Here is a 23531-nt window from a genome sequence, read left to right on the forward strand (position 1 = left end):
GTAATAACGGTCGGGTTGCGTCGGGTCGACTCAACCTCGACTTGCGGTTTCCGGCGGGCGTGGCAGTATTGAGTCAAGTTCACTCAACTTGTGGTGGGATCGCTGACGGCGACGCCCGCCGGAACCCTGCGGGCGGTGCCCGTCACCTGCTCGACGTTACGAAGCGAGGAAGCGAACATGGCACGTGCGGTCGGCATCGACCTCGGCACGACGAACTCCTGCGTCAGCGTTCTCGAGGGCGGTGAGCCCACCGTCATCGCCAACGCTGAAGGCTCGCGGACGACCCCCTCTATCGTCGCGTTCGCCCGCAACGGCGAGGTGCTCGTCGGTGAGGTCGCCAAGCGCCAGGCGGTCACCAACCCGGACCGGACCATCCGGTCGGTCAAGCGGGAGATCGGCACCAACTGGACCGTCGACATCGACGGCAAGAAGTACACCCCGCAGGAGATCTCGGCCCGGACGCTGATGAAGCTCAAGCGGGACGCCGAGGCGTACCTGGGCGAGCAGATCACCGACGCGGTGATCACCGTCCCGGCCTACTTCAACGACGGCCAGCGCCAGGCCACCAAGGAGGCTGGTGAGATCGCCGGCTTCAACGTGCTGCGGATCGTCAACGAGCCGACCGCGGCCGCCCTGGCGTACGGGCTGGACAAGGGCTCCAAGGAGCAGACCGTCCTGGTCTTCGACCTGGGCGGCGGCACCTTCGACGTCTCCCTGCTGGAGCTCGCCGAGGGCGTCATCGAGGTCAAGTCGACCAGCGGTGACAACCACCTCGGTGGCGACGACTGGGACCAGCGGATCATCGACCACCTGGTGAAGACCTTCCGGGGCGAGCACGGCATCGACCTGGCCCAGGACAAGATGGCGCTCCAGCGGCTCCGCGAGGCGGCTGAGAAGGCCAAGATCGAGCTGTCCGCCGCCACCACCACCAACATCAACCTGCCGTACATCACCGCCGGTTCCGCCGGCCCGCTGCACCTCGACGTGACGCTCAGCCGGGCCGAGTTCCAGCGGATGACGCAGGACCTGCTGGACCGCTGCAAGGGCCCGTTCGAGCAGGCCGTGAAGGACGCCGGGATCAAGGTCGCCGACGTCGACCACGTGATCCTCGTCGGCGGTTCGACCCGGATGCCGGCCGTGACCGACCTGGTCAAGCAGCTCACCGGCCGTGACCCGAACAAGGGCGTCAACCCGGACGAGGTCGTCGCCGTCGGCGCCGCCCTGCAGGCCGGCGTGCTCAAGGGCGAGGTCAAGGACGTCCTGCTGCTCGACGTGACCCCGCTGAGCCTGGGCATCGAGACCAAGGGCGGCATCTTCACCAAGCTGATCGAGCGCAACACCACCATCCCGACCAAGCGCTCCGAGGTCTTCACCACGGCGGACGACAACCAGCCGTCGGTGCTGATCCAGGTCTTCCAGGGCGAGCGGGAGATCGCGGCCTACAACAAGAAGCTCGGCACCTTCGAGCTGACCGGCCTCCCGCCGGCGCCGCGCGGCGTGCCCCAGATCGAGGTCACGTTCGACATCGACGCCAACGGCATCGTGAACGTGCACGCCAAGGACCTGGGCACCGGCAAGGAGCAGAAGATGACGATCACCGGCGGCTCCTCGCTGCCGAAGGACGACATCGAGCGGATGCGCCGGGACGCCGAGGAGCACGCCGACGACGACAAGCGTCGCCGGGAGGAGGCGGAGACCCGCAACGTCGCCGAGGCGCTCCAGTGGCAGACCGAGAAGTTCCTGGCCGAGAGCGGCGACAAGCTGCCCAGCGAGAACCGGGAGCAGCTCAACGAGGCCCTCGGCGAGCTGCGCGGCGCGCTCGGCGGCCAGGACATCGAGAAGATCAAGGCGGCCCACGAGCGGCTCGCGCAGGTCTCCCAGCAGGCCGGTTCGCTGCTCTACTCGCAGCAGGCCGAGCAGGGCGAGCAGCCCGGCGCGGCCGGTGCGGGCGCGGGTGCGACCGGTGGCGCGCAGGCCGGTGGCGCCGACGACGTGGTCGACGCGGAGATCGTGGACGAGGACGGCAAGAAGTGACCTGCCGCTTCGGACACGTACCCACGGCAGAGGGATGAGGTAGCCGCATGACGGAGAAGCCACGAGCCGCCGACCCGGGCGCCACCGGGTCGGCGCCGGGTGGCTCCGCGACCGCCGGGCAGGCCGCCGGCGAGGAGCCGCGGGTCGTCATCCGTGACAAGCGCAAGATCGGTAAGGCCGGGGAGCCGGCCGCTGCCGACGCCGCCGCCGACGCTCCGGCCGAGGGGCTGGTCGAGGAGGCCGAGGTCGTCGTCGACGAGATCGAGGTCGAGGCCGCGGTCGCCGGTCCGCCGGTGGTCGACGCTCCGGCTCAGCCGACCGACGAGGCGGTCGCGCCGGCCGGGCCGCTCGGCGCCGAGCTGGAGTCGCTCCGCGCCGAGCTGGACGAGCGGACCCGGGACCTGCAGCGGGTGTCGGCGGAGTACGCCAACTACCGCAAGCGGGTGGACCGGGACCGCAGCCTGGTCCAGGAGCAGGCGACCGGCTCGGTGCTGGCCGCGCTGCTGCCGATCCTCGACGACCTCGACCGGGCCCGCGAGCACGGCGACCTGGTGGGCCCGTTCGGCACGGTGGCCGAGCAGCTCACCACGGCGCTGGGCAAGTTCGGCCTGACCGCGTTCGGCGAGCAGGGCGACCCGTTCGACCCGACCCGGCACGAGGCGGTGGCGCACCAGACCTCCGCCGACGTGACCGAACCGACCTGCGTGCAGGTCATGCGCCGGGGTTACCAGCTCGGCGAGCGGCTGCTGCGGCCCGCACTGGTCGCGGTGGCCGACCCGGAGTAGTGCCGACCCGTGTCGTCCCGCCCGTCCGCGAAGGGCGGGCGGGACGACCGGGATACGTCCCGTGGAAGGGGGTGGACCGGTGAGTTCCAAGGACTGGCTCGAGAAGGACTACTACGCCGTGCTGGGCGTGGAGAAGTCCGCCTCCTCGGACGAGATCAAGAAGTCGTACCGGAAGCTGGCCCGGGAATCGCATCCGGACCACAACCCCGGTGACCCGAAGGCCGAGGAGCGGTTCAAGACCGTCTCCGAGGCGTACGCGGTGCTCGGGGACGAGAAGAAGCGCCGCGAGTACGACGAGATGCGTTCCCTCTTCGGCTCGGGCGCGTTCCGCCGCAACGCCCGCGGTGGCGGGCAGCCCGGCGGGATGCCGTTCGACGTCTCCGACCTGTTCGGTGGCGCCACCGGCGGTGCCGGTGCCGACACCCGGTTCGGCGGCGGTGGTTTCACCGACCTGTTCAGCACGATCTTCTCCGGCGGCGGCGGCGGCGGTGCCGGCGGACCGGCCCGGCCCCGGGGCCCGGCGCGCGGTCGGGACGTGGAGACCGAGGTCGCGCTGGACTTCGAGGACGCGGTGCGCGGCGTCACGCTGCCGCTGTCGCTGCGGGCGCCCGGCGTCTGCGACACCTGCCACGGCAACGGCGCGAAGCCCGGCACCCACCCGGTGGCCTGCCCGGTCTGCCACGGCGCCGGGGTGACCACCCGCAACCAGGGGTCGTTCAGCTTCTCCGAGCCGTGCCGCAACTGTCAGGGCGTGGGCACGATCGTCGAGGAGAAGTGCCCGGAGTGCCACGGCACCGGTGGGGTCACCAAGACCCGCACCCTCAACGTCCGCTTCCCGGCCGGGGTGGCGGACGGCCAGCGGATCCGGCTGACGGGTCGGGGCGAGCCCGGCGAGCGGGGCGGTCCCGCGGGCGACCTCTTCGTCCAGGTGAAGGTCCGCCCGGACGAGCTGTTCGGCCGCGCCGGGGACGACCTGACCCTGACCGTGCCGATCACGTTTCCGGAGGCGGTGCTCGGCACCGACCTGCGGGTGCCCACCCTGGACGGCACGGTGACCCTGCGGGTGCCGCCGGGTACGCCGAGCGGCCGGGTGCTGCGGGCCCGGGGCAAGGGCGTGGTGCGCAAGGACGGCCGGGCCGGTGACCTGCTGGTCACCCTCGACGTGCTGGTGCCGGCGAGGCTGTCGGACGAGGCGCGGGCGGCGCTGGAGTCGTTCGCGGAGCAGACGCCGCCCGCCGCCCGGGAACATCTCGACGCGCGGGTGCGTCGGTTCAGTTGATCCGGTGAGTGCTGCGGAGGTGAGCGGGGATGTCGGAGGGGTACGTCGGCTCGGGTGACCCTGCCTACGAGGCCAAGGTACTGATGATCTCGGTGGCGGCGCGGATGGCGGGGATGCACCCGCAGACCCTGCGCCAGTACGACCGGCTGGGCCTGGTGCAGCCGGGCCGGGCCGCGGGCGGCGGCCGCCGGTACAGCGTCCGGGACGTGGTGCTGCTCCGCGAGGTGCAGCGGCTGAGCCAGGACGACGGGATCAACCTGGCCGGGGTCAAGCGGATCATCGGCCTGGAGCGGCTGCTGGAGCAGGCGCAGCAGCGCGTGGCCCGGCTGGAGGCGGAGCTGGACGCCGCGTACCGGCGGATCGCCGAGCTGGAGGCGCTGGCCACCTTCCCGGGCCGGGATCTCGTGCCCACCAACCGCACCTCGACGGCGCTGGTGGTGTGGCGGCCCCGCCGCAACCCGGAGCGCTGACCGCCGTCCGGTCCTCCCCTCCTGCTGGTCCCCGCCGGCCCGCCCCGCGTTCGGAGAAATCCGGCGCGGGTCGGGCCGGTTCCGTTAGCCTGGGAATCAGGTCCAACCAGCTCAATCCGGACTCCGAGTTGGCAGGGGGAGCCATGGCGGAATCGGCGAAGAAGGTGGCCGAGCAGACGGAGGACCGGCTCGAGAAGGTGGCCCAGCACGTACGGCAGCGGTTCGACCAGGTCACCAAGGGCAGGCTCACCGACAAGATCAGAAGTGGCGGCTTCGCCGACCAGGTCGACCACGGCATCGACCAGGGGCGGGCCGACGCGAGAGGCCGGAAGCAGGGCGGATCGGAACGCTGACGATCCGCCGACGTGCGGGCCGGGACCCACGGGGGGCCCCGGCCCGTTCGCCGTGGCTCAGCCGATGCGGCGGTTCTCCCGTACCAGGCCGCCTTCGCACCAGTCCCGGTAGACGAAGAGGTCCGGCCGGGCCAGCAGTACCCGGCTGTTGTGCGCCCAGTTGCGCATCGGCTCGTCGCCGGCCCGTTCGGCCTGCTCGACGAGCTTGCGGAAGCGGCGCTTCGGGTGCGCCCGGAAGTTCGTCCGGATGCCGTCGGCGGCGTAGATGTAGAGGCAGTGCAGGGCGAACCGCCGGGCCGGGCAGGCCGGGTCCATCGCGAGCTCGAAGAGGGTGGTCACCAGGTGGTCACCGGCGACCAGCAGGTCCCAGTCCGGGGGCATGGAGGCCAGCGGCACCGAATCCGGCTGGTAAGCCCACGCGCGCAGTTCCGCCGCCGACGGATCGACGGGGTTGGCAAAGCCGTGGAACGTCGACTCCTGCACGCTCACCGGCCAACCTTCCGCTTACGCTCGCGGGCACGGGGCGCCCGCGGACCCTGGCTGCTGGGGCGACACGGTAACGCGGTTGCGCGCGGCGGCGGAAGACCTGTCCGGGACCAATTCGGCAACCGTTGGCTGGGCCGTATCCACCGTATGGCCGACCCGGCCCGGAGCGCATCGACCCACGTCAGTCGGGCGCCGGCACCGGTTCCGGCCGGCGGACCGCGCCGCGGCGGCGCAGCCAGCGCTTGAACCACGGGAAATCGGGCAGCCGGGCCAGCATCGGCCCGGTCACCACGGTGATCAGCACGTACGCCGTGGCGAGCGCCGCCAGCCGGGGCTCGACGGGTTGGGCGGCGGCCACCGCCAGTCCGGCGATGACGATGGAGAACTCGCCCCGCGGGGTGAGCGCGAAGCCGGCCCGCCAGCGACCGGGCTCGGCGATCCCGGCCCGGCGGGCGGCCAGGTAGCCGGTGAGCAGCTTGGTCCCCATGGTGACCACGGCCAGCCCCAGCGCCGGCAGCAGCACCGGCGGCATGTCCAGCGGGTCGGTGACCAGCCCGAAGAAGACGAAGAAGACCGCGGCGAAGAGGTCGCGCAACGGGGAGAGCAGCTGGGTGGCGTGGTGCGCCACCGGCCCGGAAAGCGCAATGCCGACCAGGAACGCGCCGACCGCGGCGGAGGCCTGGAGCTTGGCCGCCACGCCGGCGACCAGCAGGGTCAGCCCGAGCACCCCGAGCAGCAGCGCCTCCGGGTCCTTGGCGGAGAGCGCCGCCGAGATCAGGTGGCCGTACCGGATCGCGACGGCCAGCACGGCCACCACGGTGAGCACCGCGACGGCCAGCGCCACCCCGCCCTGGACCAGGCTGACCCCGGCGAGCAGCGCGGTGACCAGCGGCAGGTAGAGGGCCATCGCGAGGTCCTCGATCACCAGCACGGAGAGGATCACCGGGGTCTCCCGGTTACCGACCCGGCCCAGGTCGCCGAGGACCTTGGCGATCACCCCGGACGAGGAGACCCAGGTGACGCCCGCCAGCACCACGGCGGCCACCCAGCCCCAGCCGAGCAGCAGCGCGAAGGCAAAGCCGGGCAGCGCGTTGAGCACCGCGTCGATCAGGCCGGCGGGGGCCGCGGAGCGGAGGTTGCCGACCAGCTCGTTGGCGCTGTATTCCAGGCCGAGCATGACCAGCAGCAGGATCACGCCGATCTCCGCGCCGACGGCGAAGAACTCCTCGCTGGCGTTCAGCGGCAGCAGGCCGCCGTGGCCGAAGGCGAGGCCGGCGAGCAGGTAGAGGGGGATCGGGGAGAGGCCGACCCGGCGGCTGAGCCGCCCGAGCAGGCCGAGCAGGAGCAGCAGCGCACCGACCTCGACGAGCAGAGTGGTGGTTTCGTGCATCCGCCTCAGCCGTCCGGGTCACTGTCGGCGAGGATGGCGGTCACCCCGTCGAGACCCTGCCGGGTGCCGACCACGACCACCACGTCACCGGCCGCGAAGCGGAAGGTGGGATCGGGCGAGACGTTGACCTCGCCCTGGCGCAGTACCGCCACGATCGAGGCGCCGGTGCGGGTGCGCGCCCTGGTGTCGGCCAGCCGCTTGTTGACGTACTTCGAGCCGGCCGGGATGGCGATCTGCTCGGTGAGCAGCCCGGCGGCCTGCTCGCGCAGCCCGGAGAGCTGGCCCAGCATCAGTGACGCGCCGAGGATGTCGGCGAGCGCCTCCGCCTCGTCGTCGGTGAGCGGGATGTCGGCCTGGCAGGCGTCCGGATCGTCCGGGTCGTACAGGACGAGGTCGCGACGGCCGTTGCGGTGGGAGACCACCCCCAGCCGGCGGCCCGATTCCGTCACCAGGTCGTGACGTACGCCGATCCCCGGTAGGGCAGTCTGTTCGACACGTACTCGCACCCCAGCGAGGCTACCCTGCGTCGGAGGCCGGATGAGCCCGGGAAGATCTGCTCCGCTGGTCGCGCTTCTCGTGCTGTTCGCGGCGGCGGCCTGCACGATCGTCGACGCCGGGCAGCCGTCACCGGACCCGTTCTTCCCGACGGCCCCGCCGCGGACGGCCGACGCGGTCGAGGTTCGCCGCGTCCAGCTCGCCGTCGCGAACGGGTACGACCGGCCGTACGTCGAGTTCGGCGATGCCGACCACGGGTACGCCCTCTTCGCCTCCTGTGGAGGGCAGCCGCCCGCGTCGGACTGCCCGGCGCTGCTCTTCGCCACCGCGAACGGCGGGCGGTCCTGGCACCGGATCTCTCATCCCCGGCCGATGGCGAGGGGGCAGCGGCTCGAAGTCACGGTGGACGTGCCGGTCCTCTTCGTGCCGGAGGACGGCAGGTACTTCTCCCTGGACGATGGGAGCAGCTTCCAGCACGAGCGCGGCGCGACCCTGCCCCCGGTAGTACGGGCGCTGCGCAGCCAGGTCCAGGTCGACGACCGCATCGGCCGGCTCGTCAGGTGGCACGGGGGTGTCTGGCGGCCGCTGGCGGTCCAGCCGCCCCTGTCCCGTCCGCAGAGCGTGTACGGCAGCGACGGGCTGGTGGTGGCGGCCTCCGTCGCCAACGGGCGACCGGTGCTCGCCGTCTCGTTCGACGCGGGCGCCCACTGGCGCCGGCCCCGGGTGGCGACCCCGGACGGGGAGATTGTGGGGATCCGGGTGGCGCCGTCGGTGCGCGGCGATGTCTGGCTGATCGGTGAGCGGCGGGATCCGGACCGATTCCCCGCCCTCTGGCACTACGACGGCGACTGGCGACCGCTGATGGTGGACCGCTACCCCGAGCCCTTCGTGTCGCTGGTGCCCTTCGGCGAGGGCCGACTGGCGGTGAGTGGCCCCGACGGCGGGGGTCTGATCACCGCCCCCGGCGGTCACTACATCGACGAGTCGTGGCCGCTGCGGGGAAACCACCGGCTGACCCTCCTCTTCGACGGCACGCTGCAGGCGCGTGGACCTGAGGACCTGTTGCTCGGCGTCGAGGGCGGCAGACACTGGGTGCGGGTGGTCCTGGAGCGGCGCCGCCCGTCGACGGACAGGTGACCGGGTCACCCCGGCAAGGGTATCGGGCGGAGGGGGAGCGATGATCGGTCGCAGGTTTCTTCCGACGGTTGCGGTGCTGCTGCTGCCGGTCCTCGCCGCCTGTTCGATCGGCGATGTCCGGCGGCCCCCGCCACCCCGGCCGTCCGCGTCGCCCCCGCCCGCCCCGACCGCGCCGGCGCCGCCCCGGATCGTGGGCTTCGACGAGGTACGGCAGGTCCGGGTCGCCGTCCCGGAACGGTACGACCGGCCGTACGTCGAGTTCGCCGACGCGGCGCACGGCTACGCGCTCTTCGCCGCCTGCGACGGGGCGCCACCCGGGCGGGGCTGTACCGCCCTGCTCTACGGCACCGCCGATGGTGGACGGTCCTGGCGACCGCTGTCGCATCCTCGTCCGGTAGCGGCGGACCAGCAGCTCTACACCGTGCCGGGGGCGGTGGTGCTGCTCGCCGAGCCGTACGGCTGGTACACCTCGACCGACGGCGGCGTCACCTTCGCCCACACCACCGGCGCGGAGCCGGCGGTCCTGGTCGCCGCGCGGGGCCGCTACCAGGTCATCGAGGGACGGGACGTGATCGGTGAGTGGGACGGCGGGCGACTGCTGCCACTGGCAGCCCAGCCCGCCGTGCCCGGGTTGCACACGGTCGGCCACGGCGGCGACCTGCTGGTGGCCGCGGGCGTACGCGACGGCCGGCCGTACGCCGCGGTCTCCCGCAACGGGGGGCGGAGCTGGCTGGCCACCCCGGTGCCGGCAATCGACGGCGAGGTGGGTGTGCTGCGGGTGGTGCTCGCCCCCGACGGCACCGTGTGGCTGGTCGGGGAGCGGTCCGACCGGGTCGGCTTCCCCGCGCTCTGGCGCCTCGTGGGTACCCGCTCCTGGGAGCCGGCCCGCGCCGTCGGGCACCCGGCGCAGGCCCGGTCCGTGGCGCCGATCGGGGTGGGTCTGCTGGCGGTGACCAGCCCGGACGGGGTGGGCGTGGTGGCCGGGGGCCGCTACTACCACGTCGACTGGCCGCTGACCGGCGACCACTATCTGACCGTGCTCGCCGATGGCACGATCGCCGCCCGGGGGCCGGAGGACATCGTCCTCGGCACCGGATGGACCGCGAACCGGCGGTGGATCAAGGTGATCCTCGACCGGGACTGACCCGCCGGCTGCCGGTCGGTGACCACTACGGAACCGATCCCCCCTCCGGACGGACGGCGAGGTGCCCGGCCGGGACCGGAGTCCCGACCGGGCAGGCCAGCGCCGACCCGGACCCGTGGCACGCCTTCGCCGGATTCCTGGCGCGCGTGGTCGACGCCGACGTGCACTCGCTCACCGTGCACCTGGCCGGCACCTTCGCCCCGACCGAGGAGATGGGCCGCGACGCGGTACGCGCGAACGACCTGGTGAAGGCGCTGGTCGAGCGGGGCGCGGGGGGCCGGGCGGCTCCGGCCGGACGTGGTGACGCAGGACGTCGGACTGCTGCTGGAGGGGTGTGCCGCGGTCCGCGTACCCGATCCGGAGCGGACCCGGCAGCTGCGCCGCCGCCACCTCGCGGTGCTGCTGGCCGGCTTGGCGGTGACCGAACCGCCGCTGCCCGGCCCGCCGCCGGCGGCCGGCGAGTTCGACTGGCGCTGGCGACGCAGCGAGTGAACGGCACCGCTCGACGTGCGCCGGTCGGCGGATCAGGACGACGTTCGTCGCCAGGCTGCTGCTCTGCCGAGGCCCTCCGAAGCGATGGCACCCTCGCGGCGTAGGCGGTCCAGCACGACCCGGATGGTCGGGTCGCTGATGCCCGGCAGGGCGGTGCGAATGTCCGAAACCCGGAAGCGGGGTGCAGCGTGGTTGAGCACGTAGTCCCGTACCCGGTTCTGCTTGGAGCCGTCCGCCCGGTCCGACGCCGCACGTTCGGCGAAGATGCGGTACGCGCTCGCGAGGACGTCGACGAAGTAGCTGAGCCATGGCCAGGGGTCCGCCTGGCCGTCGTGCCAGTCATGGGTCGAGTCGAGCAGCGCCTGGTAGTAGGCGTCCGCGCTCTGGGCGATCTGTTGCTCCAGGCTGACATACCGGGAGACCGAGTACCCGGCGTCCATGAGCAGGGCATTGGTGAGGGCGCGGGCCACCCTGCCATTACCGTCCTCGAAGGGATGTATCACGAGCAGGTCGAGGGCGAAGAGTCCGACGAGGAGCACCGGATGGTGGCGCTCCGCGGCGATCTCCGCGAGGTAGCGGTCGATCAGTTCGGCCACGAAGAAGGGCGTATCGGCAGCGCGGACGGGCCGGAAGCGGATCGTCATCTCGCCCGTGGCGCCCCGATCGACGACGAGGTTGTCCTCGGTCTTGAACTGACCGCCCTGCCCGGCCGTGTGAGCGAACAGCAGCTTGTGCAGGTGGAGCAGGAGTCCCGGGTTGAGCGGTCGCCAGTCCCCTTGGAAGAGGTAGTCCTGGGCATCCCGGTAACCAGCGAGTTCCTGCTCGCTGCGGTTACGTAGGTTCGTCACTCGGCCGGCGAGGATGCGGTCGGCCCGCGCGGTGTCCGAGACGACGATTCCTTCGATGGCGGACGAAGCGGTGATGCTGGCGACCCGAGCGCGATTGGCGAGTTGGTTGAGCAGCCCCGGCAGTTGATCACGGTACAGCGCTTCTGAACCGCGGCCGACGTCCACCGTCCGCAGGGTCGTCACGATCGAGCCCGGGACGCGGCCGATGCAACGGTCCAGGTCGGCGAAGCTGCGCATCAGCGTTCCTCAGGGTTTATCTGCATAAGCACTAGGGAGATTATTTAGTTTACGGTATTCCTTATGTAGTTCGGCGTCCGCGCAGGCGTGTCGAGGTGACTCAGGTCACATGGCCAGGGTTGAGCGGAATAGGCTCAACTCTGGTTGTGTCCTTCTCAGTGGACACGCCGATCCGGGGGAGCTCATGAACACGGAACGACTCACCACCAAGAGCCGCGAAACCATCACCGGTGCCGTCGCGCTGGCCAACCAGCGTGGCCACGCCACCGTGGAACCCTGGCACCTGCTGCTGTCGCTGCTGGACACCGAGGGCTCGACCGCCGCCGGCCTGCTGCGCGCCGTCGGGGCGGACCCCGCCGAGCTGCGCCGGGCCGCCCAGCGCGCGGTCGACGCGCTGCCCGCCGCGCGCGGCTCCAGCATCGCCGAGCCCACCCTGGCCCGCGAGTTCGTCAACGCCATCGGCGCCGCCGAGCAGATCGCCCGCCCGCTGGGTGACGAGTACACCTCCACCGAGCACCTGCTCGCCGGCCTGGCCCGGGTGGGTGGCGCGGTCTCCGGCGCGCTCAAGTCCGCCGGGGCCACCGAGGAGAACCTGGTCGCCGCCTTTCCGACCGTCCGCGGCGGGGACCGGCGGGTCACCACCGCCGACCCGGAACAGACCTACCAGGCCCTGGCCAAGTACGGCGTTGACCTGACCACCAGCGCCCGCGACGGCAAGATCGACCCGGTGATCGGCCGGGACTCCGAGATTCGCCGGGTGATCCAGGTGCTGTCCCGGCGTACCAAGAACAACCCGGTGCTGATCGGTGAGCCCGGCGTCGGCAAGACGGCGATCGTCGAGGGCCTGGCCCAGCGGATCGTGGCAGGTGACGTCCCCGAGTCGCTGCGGGACAAGAAGCTGGTCTCGCTCGACCTCGGCGCGATGGTGGCCGGCGCGCAGTACCGCGGCCAGTTCGAGGAGCGGCTGAAGTCCGTGCTGGAGGAGATCAAGAACTCCAACGGACAGGTGATCACCTTCCTCGACGAGCTGCACACCGTCGTCGGTGCCGGCAAGGGCGAGGGCTCGATGGACGCCGGCAACATGCTCAAGCCGATGCTGGCCCGCGGTGAGCTGCGGATGGTCGGCGCGACCACCCTCGACGAGTACCGCGAGCACATCGAGAAGGACCCGGCGCTGGAGCGCCGCTTCCAGCCGGTGCTGGTCGGCGAGCCCACCATCGAGGACACCATCGGCATCCTGCGCGGCCTCAAGGAGCGCTACGAGGTCCACCACGGCGTACGGATCACCGACGCCGCGCTGGTCGCCGCCGCCGCCCTCTCCGACCGCTACATCACCGACCGGTTCCTGCCGGACAAGGCGATCGACCTGGTCGACGAGTCCGCGTCCCGGCTCCGGATGGAGATCGACTCCCGCCCGGTCGAGGTGGACGAGATCGAGCGGGCGGTCCGCCGGCTGGAGATCGAGGAGATGGCGCTGGCCAAGGAGCCGGACGCCGCCTCCGCCGAGCGGCTGGAGCGGCTGCGCAAGGAGCTGGCCGACAAGCGCGAGCAGCTCACCGCGCTCTCCGAGCGCTGGCAGCTGGAGAAGAGCCACATCACCAAGCTCTCCACCGCCAAGGAGGAGCTGGAGCGGCTCGGCGGCGAGGCCGAGCGGGCCGAGCGCGACGGCGAGCTGGAACGCGCCGCCGAGCTGCGGTACGGCCGGATCCCCGCGCTCAAGGCCGAGCTGGCCAGGGCCGAGGAGGAACTGGCCCGGCTCCAGGCCGACGGCGCGATGCTCAAGGAGGAGGTCGGCGCGGACGACATCGCCGCCGTGGTCGCCTCCTGGACCGGCATCCCCGCCGGCCGGCTGCTCGAAGGCGAGACCGCCAAGCTGCTCCGGATGGAGGAGTCGCTGGGCTCGCGGGTGGTCGGCCAGGCCGAGGCCGTCGCCGCGGTCTCCGACGCGGTCCGCCGCGCCCGGGCCGGCGTCGCCGACCCGGACCGCCCGACCGGCAGCTTCCTCTTCCTCGGCCCGACCGGTGTCGGCAAGACCGAGCTGGCCAAGGCGCTCGCCGAGTTCCTCTTCGACGACGAGCGGGCCATGGTCCGCATCGACATGAGCGAGTACGGCGAGAAGCACTCCGTCGCCCGCCTGGTCGGTGCCCCGCCCGGGTACGTGGGCTACGAGGAGGGCGGTCAGCTGACCGAGGCGGTGCGCCGCCGGCCGTACTCGGTGATCCTGCTCGACGAGGTGGAGAAGGCTCACCCGGACGTCTTCGACGTGCTGCTCCAGGTGCTCGACGACGGCCGGCTCACCGACGGCCAGGGCCGTACGGTGGACTTCCGCAACGCGATCCTGATCCTCACCTCGAACCTCGGGTCGTCGGTGATCAGTGACCTGACGCTGGCCGAGGAGCAGCGCCGGGAGGGCGTCCTCGCGGTGGTCCGGTCGCATTTCAAGCCGGAGTTCCTCAACCGCCTCGACGACATCGTGGTCTTCGCCGCCCTGCAGGGCGGGGATCTGCGCGCCATCGTCGACATCCAGCTCAACCGGATGCGCCGGCGGCTGGCGGACCGCCGGCTCGGCCTGGAGATCAGCGAGGCGGCCCGCACCTGGCTGGCCGAGCACGGCTACGACCCGATCTACGGCGCCCGCCCGCTGCGCCGCCTGGTGCAGTCGGCCATCGGCGACCAGCTCGCCAAGGCCCTGCTCGCCGGCCAGATCCGCGACGGGGACACGGTGCGGGTCGACCTCGCCGACACCAAGGACTCCCTGGCGGTCACCGCCGCCTGACCCAGTCACCCAGGTGATCAAGAAGGTTGCGTCCGTGGAGCTGGGGCTTCCGGACGCAAACTTCTTGGTCAACAGGGTCAGCGGCCCCGGTGCGGGGCAATAGTGAGGTCATGTTGGGGATCGGGAAGAAAGATCGGGAACTGGACGCCGCGGTGAAGGAGCTGGCCGGGGCCGACACGCTCGCGTTCGGCGGGGTGGGGATCGCCGGCACGCTGCTGCCGGCCACCGAGGCGTACCGGCACGTGGAGCGGGCGCTCGACGAGCACCCCGACGAGGCCCGCAAGAAGATCGACTGGCTGCTGAAGCACGGCTCGCCGGCCGGGAAGGCGTACGCGGCGACGCTGCTGGAACGGGTCGACCCGGCGGCGGCCCGAAAAGCCTGGGCCGGGCTGCGCGACGACGACGACGAGTTCACCACGTTCAGCGGCTGCATCATGGGCCGTGCCACGCTGCGCGAGTACGCCACCGAACGCCTCACCGGCAACTGATCCACTCGGCGCGCCGGCCGGTCCGATCGGACCCTGCCGGGCGTGCCGGGCACGCCGTACGTTGCCTGCCATGACCTCGTCCGACGCCGCGCCGACCCAGCCGTCCCGGCCCGGCGTCGGCGCCGGCGCCGTCGCCAGCCCGCCGCCGGACGCCGGTAGCTGCGCGATGACGCAAACCACAGCTTGCGCCGCGGGGTGCGGCGGGTTGTTACCGTCTCGGCCGACGCACATGGGGAGGCGGTCGTGAGCAGTTCGGTGGCATACCTGGTGATGGCGCTGGGGTGTCTGATCGGGGTGGCCGGTGTGGTGATCGCCGTGGTGGCGGTGTCCCGCTCCCGCTCCCGGTCCGCGCCGCGCCCGCCGGCCCCCGGTGACCCGTTCCGCGACCGGGACGCCGACGCGCTGCGCGGTGACCCCCGCACGCTCCGGCCCGGGGACATCGTGGAGATCCGCCAGGTGCCGTACACCGTCCGCGGCTCGGTGCACCTGGTCGAAGGCGGCTGGAGCTGGGCGGAACACCTGCTCGACGACGCCGGTGGGGTGAGGCGCTGGATCTCCGTCGAGACGGACCCGGACCTGGAGCTGGTGCTCTGGACCGCCGAGCCGTCCGCCACCGTCACGCCGGGCGCGCCCACCCTCGACGTCGCCGGCCGGCGCTACACCTGGGACGAGTCCGGTCAGGCCCGGTACACCGCCACCGAGGGCACCGGCCTCGACCCGCGCGGCACCATGCGCTACTACGACTACCAGGCGCCCGGCGGGGCCCGGCTCTCCTTCGAGGCGTACGGAGAGGCCGGCTGGGAGGTGGCGCTCGGCGAGAAGCTGCACCGGGCCGAGGTCATGATCTACCCGCAGAGTGGCCCGGGCCAGGTGGGCTGAGCGTGCTCGTCACCCTGCACACCCCGTACGTCGACACCAGCGCCGCCGACCTCACTCTGGCCATCGGCGGCCCGGAACGCCCCGCGCTGCACGTGCGCGAACTGACCCTGCCCGGCGGGCCGACCCTGCGGCTGCGCCTGCTCGGCGCCTCCCACCAGGTCATCTGCGGCGACCTGACGGAAACGGTCGCCTGCCTGCCCGGCCGCCCGCCGCACCTGCCCGGCACCCTGCACGACGATGCCGCCGGCTACCGGTTCACCGCCACGGTGCTCCGCCCCGTGGGCGACGGCCTGCGCGCTCGGGTGGCCGCGCTCCGCGCCGCGCTCGCCGACGACCCGTACGCGCTGGTCGGAGTCTTCCCCGGTGACCTGGACGCGGTCACCGCGCTCTCCGTGCGCCCCGACCCGCCCGCCGGGACGGTGGCCTGGCGTACCTGGCACGCGTACCCCCAGACCAACGAGCTGGTCCTGACCGAGACGGTGGTGGCACTGTGAGCGCGAGGAGTGAGCCGGGTTTGCGAGCCCCGCAGTCGCGAACCGAGGTGGTCCTGTGACGACGACGTACCGGCGGTGGATCGTGGTGGGGGTGGCCGTCGCGGTGGTCGGCGCGCTGCTCGCCGCCTTCGCGATCCTCGACGGCAACTTCTCCCCACGCGGGTACGTGCAGGACCACTACCGCCGCGCGTCGAGCCGGGACATCGGCCGGGACGCGCTGGCCTACACCTCGACCCGGACTCCGAGCCAGGTGTCCGAGGACATCACCGACGCCTGGCGACCCGCCGACCAGTACGTCGACGGCAGCGGGATCTACCTGCGCTACGACGACGACTCGGTGGTGATCCTGCCGGCGGCCGCCGGCTCGGTGATCCTGCTGGAGCGGATGACGACCGCCTACCCGCGCTACCACCACGTCGTCGGCGGCGGCTGGGGCTGGGGCCGCGGCCGCACCGTCCGGGGTGGCGGCCCCGGCGCCGGCAAGTAGTCCGTCCGACCCCTCACCCTGGAGCTGAAGTGCAGAACCTCGCCACCGATCTGCTGGTCACCCTCGCCTACGGCGTGGTCGGCGTCGCCCTGATGGGGATCGGCTACGCACTGGTCGACCTGGCCACCCCGGGCCGGCTGAACCACCTGATCTGGCACGAGCGCAACCGCAACGCCGCACTGCTGCTCGCCTCGAACCTGGCCGGGGTCGGCGTCATCGTGGTCGCCGCGATCGCCGCCAGCGAGGACGACTTCGTGCTCGGCCTGGTCGGCTCCGCCGCGTACGGGGTGCTCGGGCTGGTCATCATGGCGGCGGCCTTCATGCTGCTGGACATGGCAACCCCGGGCCGGCTCGGTGAGCTGCTGGTCGACCCGGAGCCGCACCCGGCGGTCTGGGTCTCCGCCGTCGTGCACCTCGCCACCGGCGCGATCATCGCCGCCGCCATCAGCTGATGGCCACCGCCGCGAAGCGCCCGGGGAAGACCGCCTCGAAGGCCGTCGCCTGGGGCATCTGGCTCACGATCGGCGCGGTGGTCGTCGGCTGCGTGGCGGCCGGGCTGCTCAACGGCTCGGACAGCAGCACCACCGTCCCCGCCCCGGCGGCCGACGAGCGGGCCGACACCGTGCCGATCCTCGCCGCGGCCTTCACCAGCCAGGGCATCTGCTACGGCTGGCGACTGACGGACTATCCGACGGTGACGAGCGTCGGCTCCAACCTCGGCGACGGGACCGCGGTGGGCGAGGACCCGCGCTGCCCCCGCTGGATCGAGGTCGAAGCCGACGTCACCTACACCTCGGAGAGCAGCGAGGCCGCGGACCATGCCACCGTCCGGGTGAACGGCTCGGACGACATCGACGCCGCCGCCCTCCGCACCGTCGAGCGCGGGCTGGAGCGGTTCGGCCTGGACGCCGACGCCGTCATCGACGACCCGGGCTGGGCGGTGACCCGGGCCGCGACCACGCTGCCACTGCTGGCCGCCGAGGCCGGCCTGGCCGCACCGGCCGCCACTCCCGCCGCCGGGCCGACCGCCGCACCCAGCCCGCTGCCGGCCGCCGGCAACGACTTCTGGCGGGACCGCTGGGGCTGGGCGGTCGCCACGGTGGGGCTGCTCCTGCTCGCCGCGCTCTTCGTCACGGTGGGCGTGGCGCAGCGCCGCCGGCAGCTCCGGGGCGTGGTGCCCGCGCAGCCCGCCGGGGCGGAACCCGCCGGGCGTACCCGGGAAGAGGCGTGACCACCGACGTGCCGGCGCGGCCGCAGTGGCGCCGGGCCCGCGCGGCGGTCCTGCTCGCGGTCTTCGTCTGCGCGGCCTGCGGTCTGGTCTACGAGCTGGCGCTGGTCGCGCTGGGCAGCTACCTGATCGGTGACGCGGTGGGCCAGGCGTCGATCGTGCTCGGCGTGATGGTCTTCGCGATGGGCGTCGGCGCGCTGATCGCCAAGCCGTTGCAGTCCCGGGCCGCCGCCGCGTTCGCCGCGATCGAACTGACCCTGGCCCTGCTCGGCGGGCTCTCCGTGCTCGGTCTCTACGCCGCCTTCGCCTGGCTCGACCTCTACGGCCCGGCGCTGGTCGGCACCGCGTTCGTGCTCGGCCTGCTGATCGGCGCGGAGATCCCGCTGCTGATGGTCATGCTGCAACGCATCCGGGCGCAGTCCGCCGGTAGCGCGGTGGCCGACCTCTTCGCCGCCGACTACGTCGGCGCGCTGCTCGGCGGGCTGGCCTTCCCCTTCCTGTTGATGCCGATCTTCGGCCAGCTCAAGGGCGCCCTGGTGGTCGGCGCGGTGAACGCGGTGGCCGGCCTGGCCCTGGTCTGCACGGTCTTCCGCCGCGAGCTGAGCCGCCGGGCGCGCGTCGCGCTCGGCGCCGGCGCCGTCGTGGTCGCCCTCTGCCTGGGGTACGCCTGGGTCACCGCGCACGACTTCGAGCTGACCGCCCGGCAGCAGCTCTACCGCGACCCGGTGGTGCACGCCGAGCGCAGCCGCTACCAGGAGATCGTGCTGACCCGATCGGTCCGGGAGATCGGCCACACCGACACCGACCTGCGGCTGTTCCTCAACGGCGACCTCCAGTTCAGCTCGGTCGACGAGTACCGCTACCACGAGTCGCTGGTGCACCCGGCGATGGCCGGCCCGCGCGGTGAGGTGCTGGTGCTCGGGGCGGGCGACGGGCTGGCGCTGCGTGAGATCCTGAAATACCCGGACGTGCGCCGGGTGACCCTCGTCGACCTCGACCCGGCGGTGGTGCGGCTGGCCCGCACCGAGCCGCAGCTGCGCGAGCTCAACCGCGACTCGTTCGCCGACCCCCGGGTACGGGTGCTCAACGTGGACGCCTTCGGCTGGCTGCGCACCGCCACGGAACGCTTCGACGTGGTGGTGGCCGACCTGCCCGACCCGGACGAGACGGCCACCGCGAAGCTCTACACGATCGAGTTCTACGCGCTGATCCGCTCGGTGCTCGCCGACGGCGGGCGGCTGGTGGTGCAGTCCGGGTCGCCGTACTTCGCGCCCCGGTCGTACTGGTCGATCGAGCGGTCCGTCCGGGAGGCCGGCTTCGCCACCGTGCCGTACCACGTGGACGTGCCGAGCTTCGGCGACTGGGGGTACGTGCTGGCCGCGCCGGGGAGCGCCGCGCCGGCGTTGGCGCTGCCGGCGGACGCCCCACCGCTGCGCTTCCTCACCCCCTCGGTGCTGGCCGCGGCGGCGGCATTCCCCGCCGACCGGGCCCGGATGGACGTGCCGGCCTCCACGTTGTTGCAGCCCAGGGTGCTCGAGTACGCCCGGACGGAGTGGCGCGGCTACTAGCGTCGGTGGCATGTCGCCCGGGTCGTCGCGCCGTCGCCGCACCAGGCCCGGGCTCGACTGGCTGCGCCACCGGGTGCCCACCCGGGCGGTGGACGCGGCCGCGTACCTCCAGGCGTTCGTGCTCTCCGGGGTGGTCACCGTGCTGCTTACCCGGGCGTACCTCAAGGCCGCCGGCTACCCGCAGCTCGGCGGGGGCGGGCTGCACGTCGCGCACGTGCTCTGGGGTGGGCTGCTGATGACCGCCGGGCTCGGCATCGCGATGATCTTCCTCGGCGGTGGCCCCCGGATGGCCGGCGCGATCGTCGGCGGCGTCGGCTTCGGGCTCTTCATCGACGAGGTCGGCAAGTTCGTCACCACCCGGACCGACTACTTCTACGCCCCGGCCGCCGGCATCATCTACGGCGCGTTCGCCCTGCTGGTCGTGCTCACCCAGGCGGTCCGCGGCCGGACCCGGCTGACCCCCGACGAGCGGACGGCCAACGCGCTGGACATGGTGCTGGGCGGGGTGCCCGGGGGGCTGACCGCCCGGCGCCGGGCGGCGGTGCTGCGGCTGGTCCGGGGCTCCGGCCCGGCCACCGAGGAGGCGGTGGTGCGGCTGCTCGACGCGGTGCCGCGCCGGGAGCCGCCACCGGTCCGGTTCTGGCAGCGCTGGGCGGCCCGGGGCCGGCGGGTGGTGGCCTGGCTGACCGCCCGCCGCTGGCTGATCTGGCCGGTGGTGGTCTACCTGGTGGTGGAGCCGGTGGTGACGGTGGTCGCCGTGCTGGTGGACGGGGTGACCGGCGAGCTGGACCAGCAGCGGGAGTGGGGCGCGGTGCTGGGCACCTCGGTCGCCGCGCTGATCACCGCCGTGCTGAGCGTACGGGCGGCGCTGCGGTTGCGCCGGGACCCGGCCGACGCGTTCCGGCTGTTCAAGCTGGCGCTCCTGGTCGACCTGCTGTTCGGGCAGATCTTCAACTTCACCGTCAACCAGTTCGGGGCGGTCTCCGCCCTCGCCGTCGACCTCCTCCTGCTCGGTGTGGTCACCGCCGAGCACCGGCGGCTCTGCCGGCAGGTGCCGCCCGCCGACTGATCGGTCGACCCGCCGCCGCGGGCGTTCCCGCGCGTGTGCCGTGCCGAGCTGGCCTCGGCTGGTTACCGTGGGCGGGTGATCTAGGGAGGGAAAACCATGGTCGATGCCCCCGGCACGCCCACCCGCGCCCGCCCCGGCGTGGTGACGATATCCAGCTGGCTGCTCATCCTGTTCGCCGTCATCCAGGTGCTCAACCTGATCCTGACGCTCTCCACCATCGGCACCGTTCGGGACGTGCTGCGGGACGCCTACCGCGGCACCGCCGCCGAACAGGCCGGCGACCTCGCCTACGCCTTCGGCATCGGTCTGGGCGTGTTGACCCTGCTGCTCGCCGTCGGGATGGTCGTCCTGGCACTGTTGAACAACCGTGGCCGCAACGGGGCCCGGATCACCACCTGGGTGCTGGGCGGCATCCTGATCTGCTGCACCGGCGGCAGCCTGGTCAACAACGCGGCGGGCGGGCTGACCAGCGGCGGGAACACCGGCGACATGCCGAGCGGTGAGGAGATCCAGCGCCGGCTGAACGACGCGCTGCCCTCCTGGTACGGCCCGCTCACCACGCTGCTCGGGGTCCTCGGCCTGCTCGCCCTGCTGGCCGCCCTGATCCTGCTGGCCCTGCCGAAGGCCAACGAGTTCTTCCGCAAACCGCAGCCGGCCTGGGAGCCGCCGCTGCCCGGCACCCCGTACCCGGGCCAGCCGTACCCCGGCCAGCCATACCCGGGCGGCCAGCCGACTCCCGGCCAGCCGTACCCGGGCTATCCGCCGGCTCCGGGCCAGGCCGCCGGTGAGTGGTCGCCGCCGCCGCCGGATCAGCCGCGTCCGGATCGGCCGGACGTCGACCAGCCGGGCCGGCGCGAGGACGGCACCCAGGAGCCGGGAGCCCGGCCGCCATCCGCGAGTTGACGCCCCGATAAGAGCGACGCCGACGATCCCTCCGAGTAGGTTGCAAGCCGACGCCTACCGGAGGGATCTGTCGTGTCGTACCCCGATCAGGTGCCGCGCCGTCGTCCGGCGGCGGTCCTCGCGGCGGCCGCGGTGCTGGTGCTGATGGCGGTCGGCGCCGTGGCGTACGCCGTGACGAACCTGCTCGTGCTGGGCGGCACCGTGGACCGCTTCCGGTCGGCGGCGAGCGGGACCGGCGCCGCTGCCGGTGAGATCGACGCGGTGGTGTCGCTGCTGCGTGCCTCCGCCGTGCTCGCCGCCGTGGTCGGCGTGCTGGTCGGGCTGGTCCTCGTCGGTCTCGCCCTCGGGCTGTCCGCCGGCCGTCCGGGCGCGCGGGTGGGCAGTTGGGTGGTCTGCGGGCTGGGCCTGCTCTGCGGCTGCTGCGGGCTGGCGGTGCTGGCCGGTCAGCGGGCCGCGCCGCTGCGACTGGGCGCCGACGAAGCGGTCACCGCCGACCTGCTCGCCCGGCTCGGCGATGCCTACCCGGGCTGGTGGATTCCGGTGAACGCCATCCTGTCGGTGGCGCAGGTCCTGGGCTACCTGGTGGTCGCCGCGCTGCTGACCCTGCCCGCCGCGAACGCCTTCTTCCGCCGCCGCCCGATGCCACCGTCGGGCCCGATGCCACCGTCGGGTCCGATGCCGCCGTCCGGTCCGAGCGCGCCGAGCCACGGGTTCCCGCCGGCCCCCGGTGCGTCGACACCGCCACCCCCGCCGGGTCAGCCCGCCGCGCCGGCCCTCAGCCCCTGGCAGGCCCCGCCCGGTCACGGCCTCCCGCCGACCCCGCCCGGTCACGGCCTCCCGCCGACCCCGCCCGGTCACGGCCCCGCGTCGGCTCCGCCCGGATACGCCCCGCCCACCCCGCCACCCGCGTCGGCGCCGCCCGGCCCGACCCCGCCCCCCGAGGACCGCCCGTGAGCACTCCACCGCCCCTCACCCCGGGACGTGCCCTGATCACCGGCGCCAGCGCGGGCATCGGTGCCGCCTTCGCGCATCGGCTCGCCGCCGACGGATGGGACCTGGTTTTGGTGGCTCGGGACCCCGGCCGGCTCGACGCCACGGCCGCCGAGCTGACCGGCCGCTACGGCCGCCAGGTGGAATCGATTTCCGCCGATCTGTCCACGGACGACGGTTGCGCCGCGGTGGAGCGTCGGCTCGTCGCCGAGCCGGTGATCGAGCTGCTGGTGAACAACGCGGGGACCAGTCTCAACACCCCCTTCCTCCGTTCGGCCGTCGACGACGAGGCGAGACTGCTCCGGCTCAACGTGCAGGCGGTGTTGCGGTTGACCCACGCCGTACTGGGTCCGATGGTCGAACGCGGGCACGGGACAGTGATAAATGTCTCTTCGGTTGCGGGGTTCGGGGTGGTCATGCCCGGCTCGACGTACTCGGCGAGCAAGGCCTGGGTGACGAATTTCAGTGAATCGATCGGCCGGTCGGTGGCCCCGCTCGGCGTACGGGTGATGGCGCTCTGCCCCGGCTACACCCGCACCGGCTACCACGAGCGGGCCGGCATCGACATGTCCGGCACTCCCCGCTGGCTCTGGCTCAAGGCCGACGATGTGGTCGCCGAAGGGCTGCGTGACCTGGGAAAAGGCAAACTGGTCAGCGTTCCGACGTGGAAGTACAAGCTGGCGGTGGCGGGCCTGCGGCACGCGCCCCGGCGGCTGCTGGGCGGGGTAACCCGGGACACCCGCGGTCGGGTGGACCGGGACGGTGGCTGACCGCCGGCTGGCCCGGGTGCTGTCCCGCGACGCGGACGCGGCGGGGCCGGCCCGTATGGACGGTCGCGCAGAGTAGTTGAACATCGCCACTCGTCGTCGCCCCAAGGGCTGACCCGGGTGGACCCCCCAGACGGCGCTCAGGCTTGCGCAGTACTCTCTATCGCCATGGGGGACCACGACGACCTGCGTAAATTCATTACCGACCTGGCTGTGGTCCATGGACGGGTGGTGCTCTCCTCCGGTCGCGAGGCGGACTGGTACGTCGATCTGCGTCGCGTCACGCTCCATCACCGGGCGGCTCCGTTGGTCGGCCGGGTGCTGCGTGATCTGACCGCCGACTGGGAGTACGACGCGGTCGGCGGGCTGACCCTGGGGGCCGACCCGGTCGCCCTGTCGATGCTGCACGCGGCCGCCGCGACCGACCGCCCGCTGGACGCGTTCGTGGTCCGCAAGGCGGGCAAGGCGCACGGTCTGCAACGTCGGATCGAAGGGCCGGAGGTCGCGGGTCGTCGGGTCCTGGCAGTGGAAGACACGTCAACCACGGGCGGCAGCGTGTTGACTGCCGTCGAGGCATTGCGCGAGGCCGGGGCCGACGTGGTGGGCGTTGCGGTTATTGTTGATCGAGGCGCCGGCGACGCGGTGCGAGCCGCCGGACTGCCTTATCGGGCGGCCTATACGTTGGCTGACCTCGGCCTTGTGGCGTAAAAGTTTGCCGATTCGGATCTGCTG

Annotated in this window: 24 protein-coding genes and 1 pseudogene; 21 read left to right on the plus strand and 4 right to left on the minus strand. The window is 72.8% G+C overall.

Features of this window, described 5'->3' with window-relative positions; translation table 11 throughout:
* Positions 1–177: 177 nt before the first annotated feature.
* From dnaK to I8N68_RS05260, 5 genes are all read left to right on the plus strand, one after another.
* Positions 178–2034: a molecular chaperone DnaK gene (dnaK, locus tag I8N68_RS05240; protein ID WP_200208533.1), complete on the plus strand. Its 1857-nt coding sequence runs from the start codon at positions 178–180 to the stop codon at positions 2032–2034.
* A 47-nt stretch (positions 2035–2081) separates the two neighbouring features.
* The gene (gene grpE, locus I8N68_RS05245; RefSeq protein WP_200208541.1) at positions 2082–2819 is read left to right on the plus strand and encodes a nucleotide exchange factor GrpE; all 738 of its coding nucleotides are present in this window, start codon (positions 2082–2084) and stop codon (positions 2817–2819) included.
* Between the two features lie 79 nt (positions 2820–2898).
* On the plus strand, positions 2899–4098 hold the full coding sequence (gene dnaJ / locus I8N68_RS05250) for a molecular chaperone DnaJ (RefSeq protein ID WP_200208556.1): 1200 nt from the start codon (positions 2899–2901) through the stop codon (positions 4096–4098).
* Positions 4099–4127: 29 nt separating this feature from the next.
* Positions 4128–4568 carry a heat shock protein transcriptional repressor HspR gene (locus I8N68_RS05255; protein ID WP_200208562.1) on the plus strand — a complete coding sequence of 147 codons (441 nt, stop codon included), beginning with the start codon at positions 4128–4130 and terminating at the stop codon, positions 4566–4568.
* Positions 4569–4711: 143 nt separating this feature from the next.
* Positions 4712–4921, plus strand: coding sequence for a hypothetical protein (locus I8N68_RS05260; RefSeq protein ID WP_200208569.1), 210 nt, complete (start codon positions 4712–4714; stop codon positions 4919–4921).
* A 57-nt stretch (positions 4922–4978) separates the two neighbouring features.
* Here I8N68_RS05260 and I8N68_RS05265 read toward each other — a convergent pair whose 3' ends face one another.
* The 3 genes from I8N68_RS05265 to I8N68_RS05275 all read right to left on the minus strand — a co-directional run bounded on the left by I8N68_RS05265 (position 4979) and on the right by I8N68_RS05275 (position 7303).
* Positions 4979–5410: a hypothetical protein gene (locus I8N68_RS05265; RefSeq protein ID WP_200208577.1), complete on the minus strand. Its 432-nt coding sequence runs from the start codon at positions 5408–5410 to the stop codon at positions 4979–4981.
* Between the two features lie 178 nt (positions 5411–5588).
* Positions 5589–6797 (minus strand): cation:proton antiporter, encoded by a 1209-nt coding sequence (locus I8N68_RS05270; RefSeq protein ID WP_200208584.1) that lies wholly within the window; start codon positions 6795–6797, stop codon positions 5589–5591.
* 5 nt (positions 6798–6802) lie between these two features.
* On the minus strand, positions 6803–7303 hold the full coding sequence (locus I8N68_RS05275) for a cation:proton antiporter regulatory subunit (protein WP_200208591.1): 501 nt from the start codon (positions 7301–7303) through the stop codon (positions 6803–6805).
* 31 nt (positions 7304–7334) lie between these two features.
* On the opposite strand from I8N68_RS05275, the gene I8N68_RS05280 reads away from it, so the two are divergent.
* The 3 genes from I8N68_RS05280 to I8N68_RS05290 all read left to right on the plus strand — a co-directional run bounded on the left by I8N68_RS05280 (position 7335) and on the right by I8N68_RS05290 (position 10065).
* Complete coding sequence (locus I8N68_RS05280; protein ID WP_200208598.1) at positions 7335–8429, plus strand: beta propeller repeat protein; 1095 nt, start codon at positions 7335–7337, stop codon at positions 8427–8429.
* Positions 8430–8469: 40 nt separating this feature from the next.
* Complete coding sequence (locus I8N68_RS05285) at positions 8470–9573, plus strand: beta propeller repeat protein (protein WP_200208605.1); 1104 nt, start codon at positions 8470–8472, stop codon at positions 9571–9573.
* Positions 9574–9873: 300 nt separating this feature from the next.
* Complete coding sequence (locus I8N68_RS05290; RefSeq protein WP_200208612.1) at positions 9874–10065, plus strand: hypothetical protein; 192 nt, start codon at positions 9874–9876, stop codon at positions 10063–10065.
* A gap of 32 nt (positions 10066–10097) precedes the next feature.
* Here the strand turns inward: I8N68_RS05290 and I8N68_RS05295 are convergent, their stop codons facing one another.
* Entirely contained in the window at positions 10098–11150 is a 1053-nt protein-coding gene (locus I8N68_RS05295) for a Fic family protein (RefSeq protein ID WP_200208618.1), read from the minus strand.
* 184 nt (positions 11151–11334) lie between these two features.
* On the opposite strand from I8N68_RS05295, the gene clpB reads away from it, so the two are divergent.
* From clpB to pyrE, 13 genes and pseudogenes are all read left to right on the plus strand, one after another.
* Positions 11335–13926: an ATP-dependent chaperone ClpB gene (gene clpB / locus I8N68_RS05300; protein WP_200208634.1), complete on the plus strand. Its 2592-nt coding sequence runs from the start codon at positions 11335–11337 to the stop codon at positions 13924–13926.
* A gap of 110 nt (positions 13927–14036) precedes the next feature.
* Entirely contained in the window at positions 14037–14414 is a 378-nt protein-coding gene (locus I8N68_RS05305) for a hypothetical protein (RefSeq protein ID WP_200208640.1), read from the plus strand.
* A 243-nt stretch (positions 14415–14657) separates the two neighbouring features.
* Positions 14658–15293 carry a DUF4178 domain-containing protein gene (locus I8N68_RS05310; RefSeq protein WP_200208644.1) on the plus strand — a complete coding sequence of 212 codons (636 nt, stop codon included), beginning with the start codon at positions 14658–14660 and terminating at the stop codon, positions 15291–15293.
* A 2-nt stretch (positions 15294–15295) separates the two neighbouring features.
* Positions 15296–15787: a DUF2617 family protein gene (locus I8N68_RS05315; RefSeq protein ID WP_200208648.1), complete on the plus strand. Its 492-nt coding sequence runs from the start codon at positions 15296–15298 to the stop codon at positions 15785–15787.
* Between the two features lie 55 nt (positions 15788–15842).
* Positions 15843–16274, plus strand: a complete 432-nt coding sequence (locus I8N68_RS05320) for a DUF4247 domain-containing protein (protein ID WP_200208655.1) — start codon at positions 15843–15845, stop codon at positions 16272–16274.
* A 29-nt stretch (positions 16275–16303) separates the two neighbouring features.
* Positions 16304–16726 carry a DUF350 domain-containing protein gene (locus tag I8N68_RS05325; protein ID WP_200208661.1) on the plus strand — a complete coding sequence of 141 codons (423 nt, stop codon included), beginning with the start codon at positions 16304–16306 and terminating at the stop codon, positions 16724–16726.
* Positions 16726–17505, plus strand: a complete 780-nt coding sequence (locus I8N68_RS05330; protein ID WP_234038814.1) for a hypothetical protein — start codon at positions 16726–16728, stop codon at positions 17503–17505. Before I8N68_RS05325 ends, I8N68_RS05330 begins: the two co-directional genes overlap by 1 nt.
* Entirely contained in the window at positions 17502–19070 is a 1569-nt protein-coding gene (locus I8N68_RS05335; RefSeq protein ID WP_200208666.1) for a polyamine aminopropyltransferase, read from the plus strand. Before I8N68_RS05330 ends, I8N68_RS05335 begins: the two co-directional genes overlap by 4 nt.
* A 73-nt stretch (positions 19071–19143) precedes the next feature.
* The gene (locus I8N68_RS05340; protein WP_200208947.1) at positions 19144–20139 is read left to right on the plus strand and encodes a hypothetical protein; all 996 of its coding nucleotides are present in this window, start codon (positions 19144–19146) and stop codon (positions 20137–20139) included.
* 96 nt (positions 20140–20235) lie between these two features.
* On the plus strand, positions 20236–21042 hold the full coding sequence (locus tag I8N68_RS05345; protein WP_200208674.1) for a hypothetical protein: 807 nt from the start codon (positions 20236–20238) through the stop codon (positions 21040–21042).
* Between the two features lie 72 nt (positions 21043–21114).
* Positions 21115–21708 (plus strand): annotated as a pseudogene (locus tag I8N68_RS05350) (hypothetical protein); the annotation flags it as partial.
* A gap of 284 nt (positions 21709–21992) precedes the next feature.
* Positions 21993–22802, plus strand: a complete 810-nt coding sequence (locus tag I8N68_RS05355; RefSeq protein WP_200208680.1) for an SDR family NAD(P)-dependent oxidoreductase — start codon at positions 21993–21995, stop codon at positions 22800–22802.
* 165 nt (positions 22803–22967) lie between these two features.
* On the plus strand, positions 22968–23507 hold the full coding sequence (gene pyrE / locus I8N68_RS05360; RefSeq protein ID WP_200208687.1) for an orotate phosphoribosyltransferase: 540 nt from the start codon (positions 22968–22970) through the stop codon (positions 23505–23507).
* The last annotated feature ends 24 nt before the right edge of the window (positions 23508–23531 follow it).

This window comes from Micromonospora coerulea (genome assembly GCF_016598485.1).
Classification (GTDB): domain Bacteria; phylum Actinomycetota; class Actinomycetes; order Mycobacteriales; family Micromonosporaceae; genus Micromonospora; species Micromonospora coerulea.

Coding starts and splice junctions, on each gene's coding strand:
- dnaK (WP_200208533.1), top strand. CDS start 178: ATGGCACGTGCGGTCGGCATCGACCTCGGCACGACGAACTCCTGCGTC.
- grpE (WP_200208541.1), top strand. CDS start 2,082: ATGACGGAGAAGCCACGAGCCGCCGACCCGGGCGCCACCGGGTCGGCG.
- I8N68_RS05255 (WP_200208562.1), top strand. CDS start 4,128: ATGTCGGAGGGGTACGTCGGCTCGGGTGACCCTGCCTACGAGGCCAAG.
- I8N68_RS05260 (WP_200208569.1), top strand. CDS start 4,712: ATGGCGGAATCGGCGAAGAAGGTGGCCGAGCAGACGGAGGACCGGCTC.
- I8N68_RS05270 (WP_200208584.1), bottom strand. CDS start 6,797: ATGCACGAAACCACCACTCTGCTCGTCGAGGTCGGTGCGCTGCTGCTC.
- I8N68_RS05280 (WP_200208598.1), top strand. CDS start 7,335: ATGAGCCCGGGAAGATCTGCTCCGCTGGTCGCGCTTCTCGTGCTGTTC.
- I8N68_RS05285 (WP_200208605.1), top strand. CDS start 8,470: ATGATCGGTCGCAGGTTTCTTCCGACGGTTGCGGTGCTGCTGCTGCCG.
- I8N68_RS05295 (WP_200208618.1), bottom strand. CDS start 11,150: ATGCGCAGCTTCGCCGACCTGGACCGTTGCATCGGCCGCGTCCCGGGC.
- clpB (WP_200208634.1), top strand. CDS start 11,335: ATGAACACGGAACGACTCACCACCAAGAGCCGCGAAACCATCACCGGT.
- I8N68_RS05305 (WP_200208640.1), top strand. CDS start 14,037: ATGTTGGGGATCGGGAAGAAAGATCGGGAACTGGACGCCGCGGTGAAG.
- I8N68_RS05330 (WP_234038814.1), top strand. CDS start 16,726: ATGGCCACCGCCGCGAAGCGCCCGGGGAAGACCGCCTCGAAGGCCGTC.
- I8N68_RS05345 (WP_200208674.1), top strand. CDS start 20,236: ATGGTCGATGCCCCCGGCACGCCCACCCGCGCCCGCCCCGGCGTGGTG.
- pyrE (WP_200208687.1), top strand. CDS start 22,968: ATGGGGGACCACGACGACCTGCGTAAATTCATTACCGACCTGGCTGTG.